The organism is Streptomyces sp. NPDC087420 (assembly GCF_044744165.1).
In the GTDB taxonomy this organism is placed as follows: Bacteria; Actinomycetota; Actinomycetes; order Streptomycetales; family Streptomycetaceae; genus Streptomyces.
This window is the reverse complement of sequence record NZ_JBIUXU010000004.1, coordinates 372,664-392,469: the sequence shown is the minus strand read 5'-3', so window position 1 is coordinate 392,469 and position 19,806 is coordinate 372,664. Positions and strand designations below refer to the sequence as shown.

At 70.2% G+C, this 19,806-nt stretch carries 16 protein-coding genes; 7 read left to right on the top strand and 9 right to left on the bottom strand.

The genetic code is table 11. The features are described from left to right. The first annotated feature begins 60 nt into the window (after positions 1-60). From ACIO1C_RS10330 to ACIO1C_RS10320, 3 genes are all read left to right on the top strand, one after another. Positions 61-678, top strand: coding sequence for a TetR/AcrR family transcriptional regulator (locus ACIO1C_RS10330; RefSeq protein ID WP_401860678.1), 618 nt, complete (start codon positions 61-63; stop codon positions 676-678). A 231-nt stretch (positions 679-909) separates the two neighbouring features. After that, on the top strand, positions 910-1,953 hold the full coding sequence (locus ACIO1C_RS10325; protein ID WP_401860676.1) for an endonuclease/exonuclease/phosphatase family protein: 1,044 nt from the start codon (positions 910-912) through the stop codon (positions 1,951-1,953). Between the two features lie 151 nt (positions 1,954-2,104). After that, entirely contained in the window at positions 2,105-3,319 is a 1,215-nt protein-coding gene (locus tag ACIO1C_RS10320; protein ID WP_401860674.1) for an MFS transporter, read from the top strand. Between the two features lie 450 nt (positions 3,320-3,769). Here ACIO1C_RS10320 and ACIO1C_RS10315 read toward each other — a convergent pair whose 3' ends face one another. From ACIO1C_RS10315 to ACIO1C_RS10295, 5 genes are all read right to left on the bottom strand, one after another. Next, the gene (locus tag ACIO1C_RS10315) at positions 3,770-5,530 is read right to left on the bottom strand and encodes an NAD+ synthase (RefSeq protein WP_401860672.1); all 1,761 of its coding nucleotides are present in this window, start codon (positions 5,528-5,530) and stop codon (positions 3,770-3,772) included. A gap of 299 nt (positions 5,531-5,829) precedes the next feature. Next, positions 5,830-6,249 (bottom strand): CBS domain-containing protein, encoded by a 420-nt coding sequence (locus ACIO1C_RS10310; protein ID WP_401860669.1) that lies wholly within the window; start codon positions 6,247-6,249, stop codon positions 5,830-5,832. A 197-nt stretch (positions 6,250-6,446) separates the two neighbouring features. After that, entirely contained in the window at positions 6,447-7,103 is a 657-nt protein-coding gene (locus ACIO1C_RS10305; RefSeq protein WP_401861031.1) for a DUF305 domain-containing protein, read from the bottom strand. Positions 7,104-7,123: 20 nt separating this feature from the next. Beyond that, positions 7,124-7,771 carry a DUF3105 domain-containing protein gene (locus ACIO1C_RS10300; protein WP_401860667.1) on the bottom strand — a complete coding sequence of 216 codons (648 nt, stop codon included), beginning with the start codon at positions 7,769-7,771 and terminating at the stop codon, positions 7,124-7,126. Positions 7,772-7,881: 110 nt separating this feature from the next. After that, the gene (locus tag ACIO1C_RS10295) at positions 7,882-8,247 is read right to left on the bottom strand and encodes a hypothetical protein (protein ID WP_401860665.1); all 366 of its coding nucleotides are present in this window, start codon (positions 8,245-8,247) and stop codon (positions 7,882-7,884) included. Positions 8,248-8,597: 350 nt separating this feature from the next. Between ACIO1C_RS10295 and ACIO1C_RS10290 the strand changes: the two genes are divergently transcribed. The 3 genes from ACIO1C_RS10290 (at position 8,598) to ACIO1C_RS10280 (ending at position 11,872) form a co-directional block, all read left to right on the top strand. Continuing rightward, a complete protein-coding gene (locus ACIO1C_RS10290) occupies positions 8,598-9,083 on the top strand; it encodes a MarR family winged helix-turn-helix transcriptional regulator (protein ID WP_401860662.1) in 486 nt (161 codons plus the stop codon). Between the two features lie 244 nt (positions 9,084-9,327). Beyond that, on the top strand, positions 9,328-10,689 hold the full coding sequence (locus ACIO1C_RS10285) for a glutamine synthetase family protein (RefSeq protein ID WP_161310949.1): 1,362 nt from the start codon (positions 9,328-9,330) through the stop codon (positions 10,687-10,689). 538 nt (positions 10,690-11,227) lie between these two features. After that, positions 11,228-11,872 (top strand): DUF4145 domain-containing protein, encoded by a 645-nt coding sequence (locus ACIO1C_RS10280; protein WP_401860660.1) that lies wholly within the window; start codon positions 11,228-11,230, stop codon positions 11,870-11,872. Between the two features lie 379 nt (positions 11,873-12,251). On the opposite strand, the gene ACIO1C_RS10275 is transcribed toward ACIO1C_RS10280, so the two are convergent. The 3 genes from ACIO1C_RS10275 to ACIO1C_RS10265 form a co-directional block, all read right to left on the bottom strand. Beyond that, positions 12,252-13,895, bottom strand: a complete 1,644-nt coding sequence (locus ACIO1C_RS10275; protein WP_401860657.1) for an HNH endonuclease — start codon at positions 13,893-13,895, stop codon at positions 12,252-12,254. 186 nt (positions 13,896-14,081) lie between these two features. Further along, complete coding sequence (locus ACIO1C_RS10270; RefSeq protein WP_401860654.1) at positions 14,082-14,966, bottom strand: GNAT family N-acetyltransferase; 885 nt, start codon at positions 14,964-14,966, stop codon at positions 14,082-14,084. 58 nt (positions 14,967-15,024) lie between these two features. Beyond that, a complete protein-coding gene (locus tag ACIO1C_RS10265; RefSeq protein ID WP_401860652.1) occupies positions 15,025-15,540 on the bottom strand; it encodes a pyridoxamine 5'-phosphate oxidase family protein in 516 nt (171 codons plus the stop codon). 193 nt (positions 15,541-15,733) lie between these two features. Here ACIO1C_RS10265 and ACIO1C_RS10260 point away from each other — a divergent pair, with 193 nt between their 5' ends. Continuing rightward, a complete protein-coding gene (locus ACIO1C_RS10260; protein ID WP_401860649.1) occupies positions 15,734-18,799 on the top strand; it encodes a bifunctional [glutamine synthetase] adenylyltransferase/[glutamine synthetase]-adenylyl-L-tyrosine phosphorylase in 3,066 nt (1,021 codons plus the stop codon). Between the two features lie 49 nt (positions 18,800-18,848). Here the strand turns inward: ACIO1C_RS10260 and ACIO1C_RS10255 are convergent, their stop codons facing one another. Further along, the gene (locus tag ACIO1C_RS10255) at positions 18,849-19,751 is read right to left on the bottom strand and encodes a phosphatase PAP2 family protein (RefSeq protein ID WP_401860648.1); all 903 of its coding nucleotides are present in this window, start codon (positions 19,749-19,751) and stop codon (positions 18,849-18,851) included. Between the last annotated feature and the right edge of the window lie 55 nt (positions 19,752-19,806).

Below are 19,806 nucleotides of genomic sequence, written 5' to 3'. Positions count from 1 at the left end.
ATCGGGGGCCGGACGGGTTGGGCCGGGCCGGGACGGGCTGGGCGGCGAGAGGTGGCGTACGTGCGGGACCAGGAGTACGAACAGGGCGGCGAGCACCGGCGCGGACGCCCTCGGAGCGAGGCGGCCGAACGGGCCATCCTGGACGCCGTCGTGGCCCTCCTGGAGGAAGGCGTGCCGCTCGGCACGCTCTCCATCGAACGCATCGCGCGTACGGCGGGCGTCGGCAAGGCCACCATCTACCGGCGCTGGCAGGGCAAGGAGGCGCTCTTCGTGGACGTCGTGCGGGACATCGAGCCCCCCGAGCCCACCCTCCCCGGCACGTCCGCCCTCGCCGATCTCGCCGTCCTGCTGGAGTCCCTGCGCACCCGCGGTCTCGCCCAGCGTTCCTCGGCGCTCCTCCACAACGTCTTCGCGGAGATGAAGAGCCGGCCCACCCTGTGGGCCGAGTACCGGAGGATCGTCATCGAACCCCGCCACGAGGCGACCCTCGAGGTGCTCCGCCGCGCCGTCGCCGAGGGGGAGTTGCGCGACGACGTTCCGGTGGACCTGATGAACGACCTGCTGGTCGGCGCCATGCTCGTACGGACCCTGCACCGCCCGGACGCGCCGCTGCCGGAGGATCTGGCCGAGCAGATCATCGGAGCGGCGATGGGGGGCATCGGCCCGCAGAAGGCGTGACGTCGGTACGGTGCGCGGCGCCGCGACCGTCGCCCGCCCACGTGACGTTCGCAACACCACAATCGTGCGGGTTCTGTCACAACCGGTCGTGATCTGCCCGTGATCGGAACCCCTCCGCGCGCCGGTTTCGTCCTCGTGGCAGTACGGCCGTCCCGGACGGCAGAGAAAGCGGCCGCGTATCCCCTAGGGTCGGGGGCGGGCGTGCACGGCAAGGCAGTGAGGGCAGCGGACATGACGCAGGAGTACACGGCGGAGTCGTTGGAGACCGGCGCGGACGCGGAACACCAGCGGGCGGGTGCGGGAGCCCGGGTCCGGAACGTGCTGTCCCGATGGCGTGGCGGCCGGAACGTCTGGCGGCGCGGCATCGTCCTCGCCGTTCTCGCCGTCCTGGCCGCGCTGTTGATGATCCTGCACGCCCAGATCCCCAACCGGATCGGCAACCTGGGCAGCCTCACCGAAACCTTCCTGCCCTGGCTGGGCCTGGTCATTCCGGTGATCCTCGTCCTCGCTCTCCTGCGCAGGTCCGCGACCGCGCTGATCGCGCTCCTCCTGCCCGCCGTCGTCTGGGTCAACCTCTTCGGCGGCCTCCTCGCCGACAAGTCGGGCGGGGGCGGCGACTTCACCGTCGCCACGCACAACGTCAACGCGGAGAACCCCGATCCGGCGGGCACCGCGCGCGAGGTCGCGGAGGCCGGGGCGGACGTCCTCGCGCTGGAGGAGCTGACCGAGAGGGACGTACCGACGTACGAGAAGGCGCTGGCGGGGACGTACAAGTACCACTCCGTGCAGGGCACGGTCGGGCTGTGGAGCAAGTACCCGATGTCCGGCACCCGCCCCGTCGACATCCGGCTGGGCTGGGTCCGCGCGATGCGGTCCACGATCACCACGCCCGAGGGGCAGGTCGGCGTGATCGTGGCGCACCTGCCGTCCGTACGGGTCAAACTGCACGCCGGCTTCACCGCCAACCAGCGCGACAACAGCGCGGACGCGCTCGGAGTGGCCATCAGCCGCGAGCCGGTCGGCCGGGTCATCCTGCTCGGCGACCTGAACGGCACGATGAACGACCGCTCCCTGAACGCCGTCACGTCCCAGATGCGCTCCACGCAGGGGGCGGCGGGGGACGGGTACGGGTTCAGCTGGCCGGCCTCGTTCCCGATGGCGCGCATCGACCAGATCATGGTGAAGGGCATCGAGCCGACGGCCTCCTGGACCCTGCCGAGGACGGACAGCGACCATCTGCCGGTGGCGGCGCGGGTGGAGCTGAGGGCGGGCTGAGACGGCGACCGGTCGGAACCCGGCGTTCATCCGCTGGTTCATCGGCTGGTTCATCCGCGGGAAGAAAACGTCTGAGAGACTTTGTTCAGTCGAGGTACTTACTGGACGCGTCCTCAGACACTTCCTTCTCTCCCGGAAAGGCTCCCCACCCATGCCCTTGGCGCTGCTGGCCCTCGCTGTAAGTGCCTTCGGTATCGGCACGACCGAGTTCGTGATGATGGGCCTGCTGCCCAATGTCGCGGACGACCTCGGTACCTCCGTACCCACCGCCGGCTACCTCGTGTCCGCCTACGCGATCGGGGTGGTCCTCGGCGCCCCGCTCCTCACCGCTGTCGGGTCCCGGATCCCGCGCAAGCGGATGCTGCTGCTCCTGATGGGGTTCTTCGTCATCGGCAACCTCGCCTCCGCGCTCGCCCCGAGCTTCGGCTGGCTGCTGGCGGGCCGGCTGCTGGCCGGGCTGCCGCACGGCGCGTTCTTCGGCGTCGGCGCGGTGGTCGCCTCGCGGCTGGTGGAGGAGGGGAGGCAGGCGCGGGCGGTGGCGACGATGTTCCTCGGCCTGACCGTCGCCAACATCGTCGGGGTCCCGGCGGCGACGCTGCTGGGCCAACACCTGGGCTGGCGCGCCACGTTCCTGGTCGTGACCGTGATCGGCCTGGTGGCGCTGGGAGCGCTGGCACGGCTGGTCCCGTACGTACCCGTCGACGCGCACCAGAGCCTCGGGCGCGAGTTGCGCGCCCTGGGGAACCGTCAGGTGCTGCTCGGGCTCGCCACGGCGGTGTTCGGCTTCGCCGGGGTCTTCGCGGTGTACTCGTACCTCGCCTCGATGACCACCGAGGTCATGGGCTTCGGGGAGTCGTCCGTGACGGTGGTCCTGGCGCTGTTCGGCATCGGCATGACGCTGGGCGCGCTGGCGGCGGGCCCGCTGACGGACCGGGCGCTGCGGCCCACGCTGTACATCTCGCTCGCCACGCTCGCGGTGGTACTGGTCGCGTTCCGCTTCACGGCGCACGTGCAGTGGGCGGCGCTGGTGACGGTGGTGGTGCTGGGGGCGGTGGGCTTCCTGACGACCACGCCGCTCCAGATGCTGGTCATGCAGAAGGCGAAGGACGCGCCGACGCTCGCCTCCGCCTCCAACCACTCGGCCTTCAACCTCGCGAACGCGGGCGGCGCGTGGCTCGGCGGCGCGGCGATCGCGGCGGGCTGGGGCTGGATGTCCCCGACGCTGGTGGGGGCGGTGCTGGCGGTGGTGGGCCTGACGATCGCGCTGGTGGCGGGCCGTCTGGACGGGCCCGGGGGCGGCACGTCCGCGTCACGGGTGGTGGCGGAAGGCACCCCCCAGACCCGCGAACCGGCCACGACGCACTGACGCCCCCCCCGTCCTCGCTGTCCTCAATCGCCGGACGGGCTTGAGGGCGCGTCCGGCCCCGTCCAGGCGCCCCGGTCGCACCGGACGCTTCCGTCCTCAATCGCCGGACGGGCTCCAAGGGCGCCCAGGTCGTCCTGGCTGCGCGGTAGTGCCCCGCGCTCCGTCCTCAATCGCCGGACGGGCTGAAAACGCGCCCAAGCCCGTCCGGCACGTGAGGGAACTGGGGCGGCCACTACCAGCCCGTCCGGCGTTTGAGGACGGCCCGGCATCCGGACGGCGCCGGGCTTCCGCTCCCGCCCGAGCCAACGTCCCACCCGGACGCCCCACCGCAGGCCGCGCGGCCACACCAGGCCGCGTGGCCACACCCAGCCCGTCCGGCGCTTGAGGACAAAGCCGCCACCCGGGCGGACCCGGGCCCCACCCCCGGCCGCCACCCCGGCCGCCCCCACCTCACCCCGAAGGGGACTCCCGCCACCGATTTGTGATCGGCAGCCGCCGATCCTTGCCGAAACCCTTCGCCGAGATCTTCGTCCCCGGCGGATACTGCCGCCGCTTGTACTCCGCCACGTCCACCATCCGCAGCGTCCGCGTCACCAGCTCCTCCTCGAAGCCCGCCGCGACAATCGCGTCCTTGCCCGTGTCCCGGTCCACGTACAGCTCCAGGATCCGGTCCAGCACGTCGTAGTCCGGCAGCGAGTCCGTGTCGACCTGGCCCGGCCGCAGCTCCGCGCTCGGCGGCTTGCTGATCGAGTTCTCCGGGATCGGGGGCACCTGCCCCCGCTCCTCCGCCGCGCGGTTGCGCCACCGCGCCAGCCGGAACACGGTCGTCTTGTAGACGTCCTTGATCGGCCCGTACGCGCCGACCGAGTCCCCGTACAGCGTCGAATACCCCACCGCCAGCTCGGACTTGTTGCCCGGCGCGAGCACGATCTGGCCCTCCTGGTTGGAGACCGCCATCAGCGTCGTACCGCGCAGCCGCGACTGGAGGTTCTCCTCCGCCAGACCCGTCAGGCCCAGCGCGCCCATGTACGCGTCGAACATCGGCTCGATGACCACCGTGCGCAGGTTGAGGCCGGTACGGCGGGCCAGTTCGGCCGCGTCGTCCTTCGAGTGGTCCGAGGAGTACTTGGACGGCATGGAGATGCCGTACACGTTCTCCGCCCCCACCGCGTCGCACGCGATCGCCGCGACCAGCGCCGAGTCGATGCCCCCGGAGAGCCCGATCAGGACGGACCGGAAGCCGTTCTTGGCCGCGTACGCGCGCAACCCCACCACCAGCGCCGAGTAGATCTCCTCGTCGTCCTCCAGCCGCTCCGCGTACCCGCCGGACAGCTCACGCTCGTACGCCGGCAGCGGTTCCTCGGACAGGACGACGTGGTCGATCACCAGCCCGTCGTCCACCACACCCGACGGCGGCACCGAGGGCGCGGCCGGCAGATCGAGGTCGAGCACCACACAGCCCTCCGCGAACTGCGGCGCACGCGCGACCACTTCGCCGTCCTTGTCCACGACGATCGAGTCCCCGTCGAAGACCAGCTCGTCCTGGCCGCCGATCATCGCGACGTACGCGGTGGTGCAGCCGGCCTCCTGGGCGCGCTTGCGCACCAGGTCCAGGCGGGTGTCGTCCTTCTCCTTCTCGTACGGAGAGGCGTTGATGGAGATCAGCAGTCCGGCACCGGCCGAGCAGGTCGCCGGGACCCGCCCGCCGTCCTGCCAGAGGTCCTCGCAGATCGCCAGCGCGATGTCGATGCCGTGGACCCGTACGACGGGCAGGGTGTTGCCCGGCACGAAGTACCGGAACTCGTCGAACACCCCGTAGTTCGGCAGGTGGTGCTTGGCGAAGGCCAGCACCACCTCCCCGCGGAACAGCACCGCGCCGGCGTTCTGCGGCGCGCCCGCGGGCTGGCCGAACCGGGGCTGGGCCTTCTCGGAACGGTCGAGGTAGCCGACGATCACCGGCCGCTCCCCGAAGCCCTCCGCGTCGAGGCGGCCCGCGAGGGCGCGCAGCGCGTCCCGGGACGCCTCGACGAAGGACGACCGCAGGGCGAGGTCCTCGACGGGGTAGCCGGTCAGCACCATCTCGGGGAACGCGATGACGTGCGCTCCCTGCTCGACGGCGTGCCGGGTCCAGTGCACGATCGCCTCGGCATTCGCGGCGAGATCGCCGACGGTCGAGTCGATCTGATTCAGAGCGAGGCGTAGTTGAGGCACGGGTCCAGTGTAATCGTCTTTCTGACGCGATGTCGTGCGGTGGGGCGCGGGTGTGGCCGGTCCCACTCCGGCGGGGGCGGGCGTTCCGCTTCGGCAAGGGCGGGCGTTCCGCTCCCGCGAGGGCGTCCCGGCCCCCGCGCGGGAGCGGGACGGCCACGTACCGTACGGAAATCCCAGCCGCGTACAGGCACCTCAGGCGCGTACGTACGGGGACCTCAGCCGCGCGCGTAACGGGCACCTCGCTCGCTCACGCCGGGCGAAAGCATCGACCGAACCTCAGCCGCGCGCGTACGGCGACCTCAGCCGCGCGCGTACACCTGCTCCACCCACGCGCCCATCTGCGACTCGGTGAGGTGTCGGGCCAGGTCGGCCTCACTGATCATCCCGACCAGCCGCTTGTCCTGGATGACCGGGAGCCGACGGATCTGGTGGCTCTGCATCTCCTGGAGCACCTCGCCCACGTCCGCGTCCGAGTCGATCCAGCGCGGAGTGCCCTGGGCGAGATCGCCCGCGGTGATCTTCGACGGGTCGTGGCCCATCGCCACACAGCCGACGACGATGTCGCGGTCCGTGAGAATGCCCGCGAGCCGCTCCTGCTCGTCGGCGATGAGCAGCGACCCGACCTCCATCTCGCGCATCAGCTGCGCGGCGCGGTCGAGGGTCTCGTGGGCGGGGATCCACTGGGCCCCCGGGTGCATGATGTCCTTGGCGGTGGTCATGGGGTCGTACCTCCTGCGTGCCCTAGCCGTACTCCCCGAGCCACACCCCATTGTCCGGGGGCCGTAAGGATGACGCGACTGGGCGGACGGGCAGCCGGGCGCACGGGCAGCCGGGCGGGCGGCTGGGCGGCCGGGCGATTGGGCGGACGGGCGGACCACGACCCCCGCGCCCGCCCGCCCCGCGACACCGCCGCCCCTCACGCCCGGGGCTTCGCCCCCCGCTCCTTCAGCAGGTCCGCCATCAGCCGCATCTCCGACTCCTGCGCCGTGACCATGCCCTGCGCGAGGTCACGCTCCGTACCGGCCGCGCACAGATCGACACACCCTTGCGCCATCATCACGCCACCCTTGTGGTGGTCGGTCATGAGCTGGAGGAACAGCACCTCGGCCTGCTTGCCGCGCGCCTCGCGCAACCGCTCCAGCTCCGCCGTGGTCGCCATGCCCTCCATCAGCGCGCCGTCGTGCGGCTTGAACATGGCGTGCCCGGCCCCCATCCGCATGTCCATCGGCATCCACGCCATCGGCTCCAGGCCCGACTCGACCTTCGGCAGCTTCCACATGTCCATCCAGCCCAGCAGCATCCCGCGCTGGTTCGCCTGGGTGTTGGCGATGTCGTACGCCAGCCGGCGCACGTCCTCGTCGTCCGTGCTGTCCCGGACGATGAAGGACATCTCCACCGCCTGCTGGTGGTGGAGCGCCATGTCACGGGCGAAGCCCGCGTCCGGCGAGGCCGCCGAGGGGGTACGGGGGGCTCCCGCGCCGTCGTCCCGCCCGGCGGAGGCCACCGTCGCCGCGCCGGCGAAGAGCAGCGCCAGCACGACGGCCGCGATCGCCGCCCACTGCGTACGGTTCACCGAGGCCACGACCCCGAGCCTCACTGCTCGCCCATTCCACCCGTGCAGGCGGCGCCCGGCTCGGGGGTCTGCGGGCCCTGCACGTACTTCGTCAGGAACTGGTTCACCCGCGGGTCCGACGCCTTGTCGACCGAGAGCTGCTTGCCCCACGCGCTCAGCATGACCGTGCCGGCCTGGTCCTTGTACGGGCTCAGCAGCGTGTACGAGGTCTTCTCGACCTTGTCGGTCAGCGTCTTGACGTCGTCGTCCGAGGCCTTGTCGTTGTACGTCACCCAAACCGCGCCGTGCTCCAGCGAGTGCACCGCGTTCATGTCCGGTATCGCGTCCTTGTAGACGTTCCGGTCGCAGTTCATCCAGACCTGGTTATGGTCACCGCCGACCGGCGGCTTCATCGGGTACTTGACCGCTTCGGTGACGTGGTTACGCGTGAGCTTCTTGGCGTCCCAGGACTTCTCGCCCTTCACGGGCTCCTTGGCGGCGGCCTGTTCCTGTTCCTTCTGGTCGGACTCTTTGTTCAGGATCACGGCGCCGAAGGCGACGAGACCCGCCACGACCACGGCGCTCACCGTGATCGTGATGATGCGACTGCGCCGCTCACGGGCCTGCTCGGCGCGGCGCATCTGCTCTATTCGGGCCTTGCGCTCGGCGGACTGGGACTTGGAAGCCATGGTGTCTGTCCTTCTGGGGGTGACTGCGTACGTACGTGACGGGTGGCGGTGATCTCGGGAAATCCCGCGCGCACGGGGGCGCCGGGCTCCCGGCTGGGCTACGTCTTGGACTACGTCCGCAGTACTTGAAGGACGTGGAGGTCCGGCGCGCGGGCCCGCGCGCCGGGGCGGGGGAGCCGGCCGTCGGGGGCCGCCGGTTCGACCTGTGCGTGCGGGACTCCGGCGGCGGGCGGGGCGGCCGGCGGCGGTACGGTGAGCACGGCCGGGCTCAGGTGCGGGAAGTATCCGCAGTCGTTGCCGTCGTACGGGCAGCTGTACCGCGCCACGGGCTCGTTCACGGCGGTGAAGGGGGCGGCGGCGCGGTGGTGGCTGTCCCTGCCGGGGCCCCAGGCGGAATCACCGGCGGGCCCCTTGTCGGCGCCCAGACAGACGAAGAGCGCGGCGAACAGCGTCGCCACGGCACTCAGCAGTGCCATGGGACGCGTGATGCGCGTGCGGCGGGCTCCCCCCATGAGCGCAGATCGTAGTGCGTACTGCCCCGGAAGCAGCAGTGAGGAGGCGCTTCCGGCCGGGGATCGGGCCGACGGGCCCACCCGATGCGGTACGAACCGGGCGCGGCGCGGTACAAAGAGGCATGGCCGACCCCGCGGAGCCACGACGTCGAGCCGAACCGAGCGCGGATCCGACGGCGGATCCGACGGCGGATCGGGGCGCCGGCCCGAGCGGCACCAACGCCCCAGCCCCAGCCCCAGCCCCAGCCCCAGCCACCGCCCCCGCCCCCGCCACCGACTCAGCCCCCGACCCCGCCCCCGGTGACGTCGACGCGGTGACGCACGCCGTGCTCGCCGCCTCGCGGCTGCTCGTCGCCATCTCCGTACGCGCGCTGGCGGCGGTCCCGGACCGGGTGACCCTCCCGCAGTACCGCTTGCTGGTGGTCCTGGACACCCACGGCGACGCCAAGCTCGTGGAGGTGGCCGAGCGGCTCGGCGTGAACCCCTCGACCGCCATGCGCATGCTGGACCGGCTGATCGCGGCGGGCCTCGCCGCCCGGCGGAGCAACCCGGCCAGCCGCCGCGAGACCCTGCTGCGGCTCACGCCGGACGGCCGGCGTTTGGTCGACGAGGTCTCGGCCGCCCGCCGCCGCGAGATCACGACGATCGTCGAACGGCTGCCACCCGAGCAGCGCGCCGATCTGGTCACGGCGCTGACGGCGTTCACCGAGGCGGGCGGGGAACCTGCGGCTCCGGTCGGGGACTCGGAGCCGTACCCCCTGGGCTGGTCGGACACCCACACCAGGCAGACCGACGACTGAACCGACGACCGGATCGACGACCGGACCGACTGCCGAACCGAAGGACCGACCGGCCGCCGGAGGTACCGGCGTACCCGCCGAGCAGGCACTATGGGCAGAGACCCGTACATCCGCGCGACGGAAGGCGTTGGACCGGGGTTCGCAACGCGCCGGAAATCGTGTGGTGGGATGCTCGTGTGCCCCAACGTGCCCCTCGGCATGGGAGCAGGTGGCCTGACCAGCAAGGATGGGTAGGACAGCTAATATGGACAAGCAGCAGGAATTCGTGCTCCGCACACTGGAGGAGCGCGACATCCGCTTCGTACGCCTTTGGTTCACCGACGTGCTCGGCTTCCTGAAGTCGGTCGCCGTGGCGCCCGCCGAGTTGGAGCAGGCCTTCGACGAGGGCATGGGTTTCGACGGCTCGGCGATCGAGGGCTTCGCCCGCGTGTACGAGTCGGACATGATCGCCAAGCCCGACCCGGGCACGTTCCAGATCCTGCCCTGGCGCGCGGAGGCCCCCGGCACGGCGCGGATGTTCTGCGACATCCTGATGCCCGACGGCTCGCCGTCCTTCGCCGACCCGCGGTACGTCCTCAAGCGGATGCTCGCCAAGACCTCGGATCTGGGTTTCACCTTCTACACCCACCCCGAGATCGAGTTCTTCCTGCTGAAGGACAAGCCGCTGGACGGCTCGCGGCCCACCCCCGCCGACAACTCCGGCTACTTCGACCACACACCCCAGAACGTGGGCATGGACTTCCGCCGCCAGGCGATCACCATGCTCGAATCCATGGGGATCTCGGTGGAGTTCAGCCACCACGAGGGGGCGCCCGGCCAGCAGGAGATCGACCTCCGTTACGCGGACGCGCTCTCCACGGCCGACAACATCATGACGTTCCGTCTGGTGATGAAGCAGGTCGCGCTGGAGCAGGGCATCAACGCCACCTTCATGCCCAAGCCGTTCTCGGAGTACCCGGGTTCGGGCATGCACACCCACCTCTCCCTCTTCGAGGGCGACCGCAACGCGTTCTACGAGTCGGGCTCGGAGTACCAACTCTCCAAGGTCGGCCGCTCCTTCATCGCCGGCCTGCTCAAGCACGCCGCCGAGATCTCGGCCGTCACCAACCAGTGGGTCAACTCCTACAAGCGCATCTGGGGCGGCTCCACCCGCACCGCGGGCTCGGGCGGCGAGGCCCCCTCGTACATCTGCTGGGGCCACAACAACCGCTCCGCACTGATCCGGGTCCCGATGTACAAGCCCGGCAAGACCGGCTCGGCCCGCGTCGAGGTCCGCTCGATCGACTCCGGCGCCAACCCCTACCTGACCTACGCGGTCCTCCTCGCGGCAGGCCTCAAGGGCGTGGAAGAGGGCTACGAACTCCCGGCCGGCGCCGACGACGACGTCTGGGCCCTCTCCGACGCCGAACGCCGCGCGATGGGCATCGAACCCCTCCCCCAGAACCTCGGCGAAGCGATCTCCCTGATGGAACGCAGCGAACTGGTCGCGGAAACCCTCGGCGAACACGTCTTCGACTTCTTCCTCCGCAACAAGAAGCAGGAGTGGGAGGAATACCGCAGCGAGGTAACGGCCTTCGAACTCCGTAAAAACCTCCCGGTCCTGTAGTCACAGGTCAGCGGTTTATGTAGTACTACGTGGGCGGGTTGCCGGTTCGACAGAGGCGACCCGCCCACAGCCATGATCAACCTCGGGCCGTCTGTGGGCCGTCAGACAGGGAGGGACGTCCCAGCTAGACCTTGTCCATGGCGACGCGAGCCCGCCCCTCACTGCTCGGCAGCAGGTGTGTCTGAGTCCGCAGAGTGAACCCATGGCCGGTGTGCCGAGGTAAGTGCTGAGCGCTTTGATGTTCTCCCCGGCGTCCAGCAGCACGGATGCGTAGAAGTGACTTCCACAGCCGAGTATCACGGCACCCGGCTGGGCTCCGCTCCGACGGCGCGCTTCCCGGCGGCGGCTGCGCCCGCGCTCCTGCCCTCGGCCCGCTTGTCGCTGCCGCCGCGCGCCCGCGACTGGATGGGCTCGGAGAGAATGAGACAAGATCCAAGCCCTCGGCTCGGACCGATGCCTGCGGCGGAGGCGCTCAGACTCTGGGATGGGAGTCGGGGTAAGTGGTGTGTCGAAACGGTCTGTTGACTACGCTCGCGACATGCCGTGGCACGAGAAGCACTCATTTCGCGATTGCCCTTGGTGCGGGCTCACCAATACCCGCCTGAACGTTAGGGCCCAAAACGTCGCGTTCCAGACCCGAGATGGCGACTTTAGGCACTGGGCGATGCTCGGGTGCCCAAGCTGCGGAGGAGCCACGCTCATTGAACACAGCAGTCCCGGCGTGACAGAGACTCTGGCCTTCGAAGTGGTGCCGAAGGCGCAAGATGGTGCGGCCACGATCGATCACCTACCTGAGGACGTCGAGCGTTACTACTCGGATGCGATTCGAGTGCTTGGAGTTGGCGTACCAGACGCGGCTGCAGTGCAGCTCCGGAGGACGTTGGAGGCAGCGGCCGCCCATTTCTCCATCAAGGAAAAAGTGCTCATGAGAAGCATCGAGAAGCTTATTTCCGATGGACACGTGACGCAGATTTTCGGCCCAGTGCTGCACCACATCAGAGCTATTGGAAACGTTGGCGCACACGCAAGTGACGAGCGGGTCGACCACGCGGCAGCCCAGCGAGCGTTGCGCTTCACAACTCAGCTACTGCGCAATCTTTTCGAAGTCCCAGGCGAGCTGAAGGCCCTGAACACCAAGCCGAACGAGTCGCTGCCTCCCGCCCCGGGCAGTGGCCCAGCCTAGGTGCGCCGTCTTTCTTGGACCGTCCAGGGGCCGCGGAAGGGTACTTGATGGCGAACGATCGACAACCGCTGACAGTTCGGAAGAGGTCACAGCGGTGATCGCTACATGACCGCAGGTCCGAAATGGCCTCAGGTCACTTCCTCCGCAACAAGGAGCACGAATGGGAGGAATGCCGCGGCGGGGTGACGGCCTTCGAACTCCTGGAAGAAGAACTCGCCGTGCAACCCGTGCACAAGACGGTTCCGGTTCGCCGGTATCGACCCGCCGGCCGGAGCCGTCCCATTCGCTCCGGCTCCGGACGCTTGGTGGCCCAGGCGTGACGTGCCACAGAATGGTTCGGTTTCAGAAGTCATGGCGTGGGCTCGGACGTGCTGGGCAGTCACGGGGTTTGCATGGTGGTGTCCCTGGCGCACAGCGCGCGTTGGTAGCGAAGGTGATCTTCGTCGATCCGGTGGGCCGGTAGTCGGCGGAGCTCGCCGATGACTGTGCCGTCCGCGGTCGCGCGAACGAAGCCGTCCGTGTCGACATATATCGCCAGGGTGTCGAACTGGACATGGTGGTTGGGGCACAGCACCAGCAGGTTGGCCAGTTCGTCGGGACCGTTGTGGGGGCGACCCAGGCCGCGGATGTGGGCGGCCTCGCTGTAGGTCCCGAATTGCGTCGGGAGTTGCAGGCCGCAGACCTGACAGTGATCGCTGTGCAGCGCCTTTGCCGCGTTCGCCAGCCTGACATTTCGCACGACCTGGGAGGCCGTGGTCGTGCGACGTGCAGCCTGGCCGCGCTGTGTTCTTTGATCTTCCGGGCCGTCCCCGACGCCGCTCGCGCTCTCGTAGCCGGCCAGTCCAAGCCGCTCCATCAGAGCGTGCTGGTCCATGTCGGCAAGGTAGGTCTCCCGCAGGACGGCGATTGCCTGGGACCGCACGACGGGCTGGCCCAGCAGATGCGAGGCTTCTTCGGTCATTCCCCCCTCGAGGTTGACACTGTCGAACACTGCGGCCTGGGGCATCGCCCTTTCCGGTGGGATACCGCGTACGTCCCACAGGTGGCTGGTCCGGAGATGCCAGAACGGATACTCGGGTGTCACGGAGGACTCGGGCAGGCCGAACTCGGCCATCAGGCCCCCCACTTCGTCGCGGAACTCGTGCCACGGGGCAAGGCGGGATTTCCCTGTGGCGATCCTGGAGATGCCCCACAAGAGAGCCAGTGGCTTGTGCCTGCTGCGCTGGCCGTTTCTCTGGTGGACCCTGAGACTCCGCAGCCGGTCCATGAGCTCGCTCGGCGTCAGCTCCTCGGACGACGCGGCCCGTGCAGCAGCGGCCGGGGCGGAGCCCTGCGGCGAGCGAGGCGTGGGAAGCCGTGCCTCGGATTCCGGGTCGCCTCCGGCAGAGTGCCGTTCGGAGGCCACCCTGTTCTCCGCGCGGACGGTCCGGCGTCGCAGGTCGGGCAATACCGCCTGCCCGTGTTCCACCCACTGACGCCAGGATCGGGGCGCGAGCTCGAGCGCTTCCGCGGCTGAGAGCGTGGCGGTGCCTCGCGCCTCGATCCATGCCCAGTCGACGCGGTCGTCCTCCGGGCTCAGGTCCAGAACCGTCAGGTCGTAGCGATAGTTGGGGAAGGGCAGGCCCTTCGTCTCCTGCTCGATCTGCTCGACGCGCTCGACAACTGCCACGCCACAGAACTCGACGTACCCCTTGGGAGTCTTGTTGCGCGAGACTGCCGCGAACAGGAGCAGTGGCGCGGCCAGTGCACGCTGCTCCGCCGTCGAGGCCTGGTGCTCTTCCAGAGTCTCCAACAGCGCGGCATTGCCCGGTGTGGTTCCCACGGGGACCGTGTGGTCGACCCGGTGGTCTCCGTAGTAGGTCACGCGGCCGTTGTCCAGGTCGAACACGTCGTGCCAGGGCGTCTCGGCCGTTCCGGCCTTCCATGGGCTGGAACGGATCAGAATTGCCGGACGGCGGTGCCGACGCTCGCCCGATGTCGGCCTCACCTTGGCGATCGGGTTGATGCCCTTGCTCAGCTGCATCTGAGCGAGAACCTCAGATGCAGTGACGTGATGGAGGTTGGGGTAACCGTCGATGAGCGCTGTCGAGGAGTCTCTGTTCCGACCGGACCGCAATACTGCACCGACACGCAACTGGCTTCCCACTGAGCCTCCCCCTCGTCACCGATCTGTATCACGCTCTACGATCTTGCCAGGTTGCAGGGACCGTCAGGTTTCCAGGGCTGTCCCCGTGGGGCGGAAGCCCAGGCGGGTGTAGATGCGGGCCACTTGGGGGTCTGTGGCGCTGAGGAAGGTGGTGTGGGCGCCTCGGGTGCGGGACTGGTGGATCAGGGCTGCGGTGACTGCCAGGGCCAGGCCTCGGCGGCGGGCTGCGGGGAGGGTGCCCACGGCGCAGATCTCGGTGATTCCGTCCACCACTCCCGGGAGCAGGCCCGAGCTGAGGGCGACGCCGTCCTCCATCGCCGCGACCAGGGTGGTGCTGCCCGCCTGGATACGGAGGGCCATGAGGGTGATCGCGGCGGCGAGTTGCCGCTGTGCTTCGGGCAGTTCCGTCGGGCCCACCTCGCCTCTGTGTGTGCCCAGGTTCGCGAAAGCCAGGTGTGCGGTGGCCACCGCGCTCGGTAGCCATGGGTCGTCCGGTGCGACTGTGACGACCTGGACCCCTCTCGGGGTGAGGTCGGCCAGGGGTGGGGTGGGGGCATCCTCGGGGAGTATCAGCAGGGGGCGGGGCGTGATCGGCAGGCCCGTTTCCTCCACCGCCGGACGCAGGGCCGGGGCCGACTCGTCGACCCATTCGAAGCTCTCCGGGACGCCCAGTTCACGCTGACGCGCCCGCACGGCCGCGACATCCGCCGCCGTCACGGGCCGGCCCCGCCAGCCGCGGGTCGGGCGGGCCTGGAGCGCGCTGCCCCCGTCCTCCCGTACGAACAGGGTCAGCGGGCCGAAATCCTCCGCCCGGCCCACCCGGCGGGGCAGGGTGTCCTGGTAGTGGTCGATCCGGTCGAGTGGGCTGGGTTGGTTGATCGGGTTGATCGGGTTGATCGGGTTGAGCGGGGCGAGTGGGTCGCGTTGCGGTGTTGGGTGGTTTGTCACCTTGGCAGCACATCATCGGGTCAGCTGTTCTGAACAGTGGTTTATGACGTACGGCGCGTCAGAAGCGCCAGCGCGTCTGGCTGTACGGGGCCTTGCCGAAGCCGAAGGCCGTCCGGGGCGCCACCTCGTAGACCACGGCCACGTTCCCGCGGTCGCCCGCGAACCCGCCGTCCCGTACGTCGAAGTGCCACTCGGCGCCGTACTTCGCCTCCCACGCCCGCGCCAGCGCCGTCAGGCGCGCCTCGTCCGTCACGCGGACCGCCGTGCCCTCGACCACCAGGTCACAGCCCTCGGCGAGGGCATTCGTGCCGGTCGTCAGGATCACCTCCGGGTTCTGGGCGAGGTTCCGGCTCTTGCGCTCCCCGGCGCCCGTGCAGAAGTACAGCGCGCCGTCCGACCACACCGCCAGCAGCGGGGTGACGTGCGGGCGGCCCTCGGGCCGTACCGTCGTCAGCCAGAACAGCTCCGCCGACGTCAGCAGGGCCACCGCCTCCTGCCACGCGGTCGCCGTCGCCCGCGGCTCGCCGTAACGAGTGTCCAGTTCTGTACGGGGTTCGGGGTCCTTCGGTGCCATCGTCTGCTCCTGGTGTGTTTCGGTCCGGGGGCCGGGATCTCGTAGGGGTGGACCGGCCCGCCGGCCCGAAGTCATCGGTCCTCTTCCCGACCGTGCCGCACGCGGCCGGTCCCGCCTCCCCGCCCTGCGGTTACGCTCGATCCCCTCAGCTTGATCGGGAACGCTGGCGGGAACGCGGACGGGAGACGGCGACATGACGATGCCGGGGCGCAGGAGCAGTATTTTCACCCGTCTGCTCCGCCACGGCTTCACCGATCCGTCCGGCGCCGAGCGGCTGCTCGACGTCCCGGAGATGGCGACCGTACGGTCCGACCCCCTGTTCCTCGACGCGCTCGGCGCCACCGCCGACCCCGATCTGGCCCTGCGCGGTCTCGTACGGCTCATCGAGGCGGCCAATCCGGGGGAGCGGCGGGTCCTGCTGGACACCCTGCTCACCGCCAAGCCCCTCCGGGACCGGCTGCTCGGGGTGCTCGGCGCGTCCGAGGCGCTCGGCGACCACCTGGCCAGGCACCCGCACGACTGGCACGTCCTGGTGACGTACGAGTCGTCCGACCTGCACCCGGGGGTCGCGGAGTTCGAACGCGGGCTCGCCGACGCCACCGACCCCGTCTCCCTGCGCATCGCCTACCGGCGCTGCCTGCTGGCCATCGCGGCCAGGGACGTCTGCGGCACGATCGACATCGCCCAGACCGCCGCCGAACTCGCCGACCTGGCCACCGCGACCCTCCGCGCCGCCCTCGCGATCGCCCGCGCCGCCGCGCCCGAGGACGCCGCCGCCTGCCGGCTCGCGGTCATCGCGATGGGCAAGTGCGGCGGCCACGAGCTGAACTACATCTCCGACGTGGACGTGATCTTCGTCGGCGGCCTCCCGGAGCCCCCCGCCGGGGCCATGGAGGGCGACGACAACGGAGGCGCCGGCCTCAACACCGACGAAGGCAAGGCCGTCCAGGCCGCCACCCGCCTCGCCTCCCACCTCATGCGCATCTGCTCCGAGACCACCGTCGAGGGCGCCATCTGGCCCGTCGACGCCAACCTCCGCCCCGAAGGCCGCAACGGCCCCCTCGTCCGCACCCTGAGCAGCCACCTCGCCTACTACCAGCGCTGGGCCAAGACCTGGGAGTTCCAGGCGCTCCTCAAGGCCCGCGCCGTCGCCGGGGACGTACCGCTCGGCGCCGAGTACATCGACGCCGTCTCGCCCCTCGTCTGGCAGGCCGCCGACCGCGAGCACTTCGTCCCCGACGTGCAGAAGATGCGCCGCCGCGTCGTGGACAACATCCCCGCCGCCCAGCTGGACCGTGAACTCAAGCTCGGCCCCGGCGGCCTGCGCGACGTCGAATTCGCCGTCCAGCTCCTCCAGTTGGTCCACGGCCGCAGCGACACCTCACTCCGCAGCGGCTCCACGCTCGACGCGCTCGGCGCGCTGGCCGCCGGCGGTTACGTGGGACGGGCCGACGCGGCCCAACTGGATGACGCCTACCGCTTCCTGCGCTCCATGGAGCACCGCATCCAGCTCCACCGGCTGCGTCGCACCCACCTGGTGCCCGAGGACGAGGCCGACCTGCGCCGCCTCGGCCGCTCGCTCGGCCTGCGCGGCGACCCCGTCGTCGAGCTGAACAAGGCCTGGAAACGGCACGCTTCGGTCGTACGGCGGCTGCACGAGAAGATCTTCTACCGCCCCCTGCTCGACGCGGTCGCCCAACTCGCCCCCGGCGAGACCCGGTTGAGTACGAAGGCGGCCCGCCAGCGCCTCGAAGCGCTCGGGTACGCCGACCCGGCCGCGGCCCTGCGCCACCTGGAGGCACTGTCGTCCGGCGTGAGCCGCAAGGCCGCGATCCAGCGGACGCTGCTGCCGGTGCTGCTCGGCTGGTTCGCCGACTCCGCCGACCCCGACGCCGGTCTGCTCGGCTTCCGCAAGGTGTCCGACGCGCTCGGCAAGACCCCCTGGTACCTGCGGCTGCTGCGCGACGAGGGCGCGGCGGCCGAGAACCTGGCGCGGGTGCTGTCCGCCGGACGCCTCGCCCCCGACCTGCTGCTGCGCGCCCCCGAGTCGGTCGCGATCCTCGGCGACGCCAACGGGCTCGTGCCGCACGACCGCGCCCACCTCGAACAGGAGGTCATCGCGGCGGTCGGCCGCGCGGACACCGCCGAGGGCGCCGTCGCCACGGCACGCGGGATGCGCCGCCGTGAGCTGTTCCGTACGACGGCCGCCGACATCATCGGCTCGTACGGCACCGAGGAGAGCCCCGCCGAGGAGGACCCGGGCGCGCTGGTCGACCGGGTCGGCAACGCCCTCACCGACCTCAACGCCGCCACCCTCGCCGGCGCCCTGCGCGCCGCCGTCCGCGGCCGGTGGGGTGACACACTCCCGACCAGGTTCGCCGTCATCGGCATGGGCCGGTTCGGCGGCCACGAGATGGGTTACGGCTCCGACGCGGACGTCCTCTTCGTCCACGAACCCCGCGAGGGCGTCGGCGACCAGGAAGCGGCGCAGGCGGCGAACGCCGTGGTCGCCGAGATGCGCCGGCTCCTCGAAGTCCCCAGCCCGGAACCGCCGTTGCTGATCGATGCCGATCTGCGCCCCGAGGGCAAGAGCGGCCCCATGGTCCGTACGCTCGCCTCCTACGCCGCGTACTACCGGCGCTGGTCGCTGGTCTGGGAGAGCCAGGCCCTGCTGCGCGCCGAACCGATGGCGGGCGACGCGGACGTCGGCCGCCGCTTCGTCGAGCTGATCGACCCGCTGCGCTACCCGGCCGAGGGCCTGGCCGACGATGCCGCCCGTGAGATCCGCCGCCTGAAGGCGCGGATGGAGACGGAACGGATGCCGAGGGGCGCCGACCCGACCCTGCACACCAAACTGGGCCGTGGCGGGCTCTCGGACGTCGAGTGGACGATCCAGCTGCTCCAGATGCGGCACGCCTGGGCGGAGCCGGGCCTGCGGACCACCAGGACCCGCCGGGCGCTGGCGGCGGCGCGGGCCGCGGGGCTGCTGTCGGAGGAGGACACGCAGACCCTGGACGACGCGTGGGTGCTGGCGACCCGGGTCAGGAACGGGGTGATGCTCGTACGGGGCAGGCCGGGCGACACCTTCCCGTCGGACGGCCGCGAGCTGGGCGCGATGGGGCGTTACCTGGGGTACGGCCCGGGGCCCACGCGGGGCCAGACGCAGGAGGTGCACAGCGGGGACATGCTGGACGACTACCGCAGGACGACGCGCAGGGCGCGCGGGGTGATGGAGAGGCTGTTCTACGGGGCGGAGTGAGGCGACCGCACCGGGTGACCGTCACGAGGTCCGGGCGAACGCTCCCACCTCACACCTCGGCCGTACTCGGCTTCTTCGGCCGTTTCCCGTCCACATGGCGAGGCAGGCTGTACGGCAGTGAGCCGTACCAGAGGTACGAGACGGTGAAGCCGAAGGCCAGGCACACCAGGCCCCCCGCCGCGTCCAGCCAGAAGTGGTTCGCGGTGGCGACGATCACCAGCAGCGTCACCACGGGGTACAGCAGCCCGAGGATCCGCACCCACGGGATCCGGCACAGCGCGAAGATCGTCAGCCCCGACCAGGTCGACCACCCGATGTGCATGGACGGCATGGCCGCGTACTGGTTCGACACGGTCTTGAGGTTGTCCGAGGACAGCGAGCCCCACGTGTGGTGCAGGGAGACGGTGTCGATGAAGTGGCCGTTGGTCATCAGCCGCGGCGGCGCGAGCGGGAACAGGTAGTAGCCGAGCAGGGCCACGACGGTGGTCGCCAACAGGACCAGGCGGGCCGCCGAATAGCGCCCCGGATGGCTGCGGAACAGCCAGATCAGCACCCCGAGGGTGATGATGAAGTGCAGTGTGGCGTAGTAGTAGTTCATCCCTACGATGAGCCACGTCACCGAATTGACGCCGTGGTTGACGGCCCGCTCGAAGCCGAGTCCCAGCAGGCGTTCCGCGTGCCAGATCCGGTCGGCGTTCTCCAGGGCCTTCGTCCGCTGTTCGGGTACGGCGTTGCGGATCAGTGAGTAGACCCAGTAACTCGCCGCGATCAGCAGGATTTCGAACCAGAGGCGGGGCTTGCGGGGTGTCCGGAGGCGCCGGATGAACGTGTGCTTCTCCACCGGTTCGGTTTCCGTGTCCCTCGCTGTGTCTGTCGTGTCAGCCACCTCGTCGGTGAAGGACGACGAGCCGGCCCTTCGGGCCGCCTGCGCCTTCACGGTCGATTCACCCATAGCCAGGAGTCTGCCAGATCTGGACTCCCCGACCGATCATCCCCCGGTCGGGTCG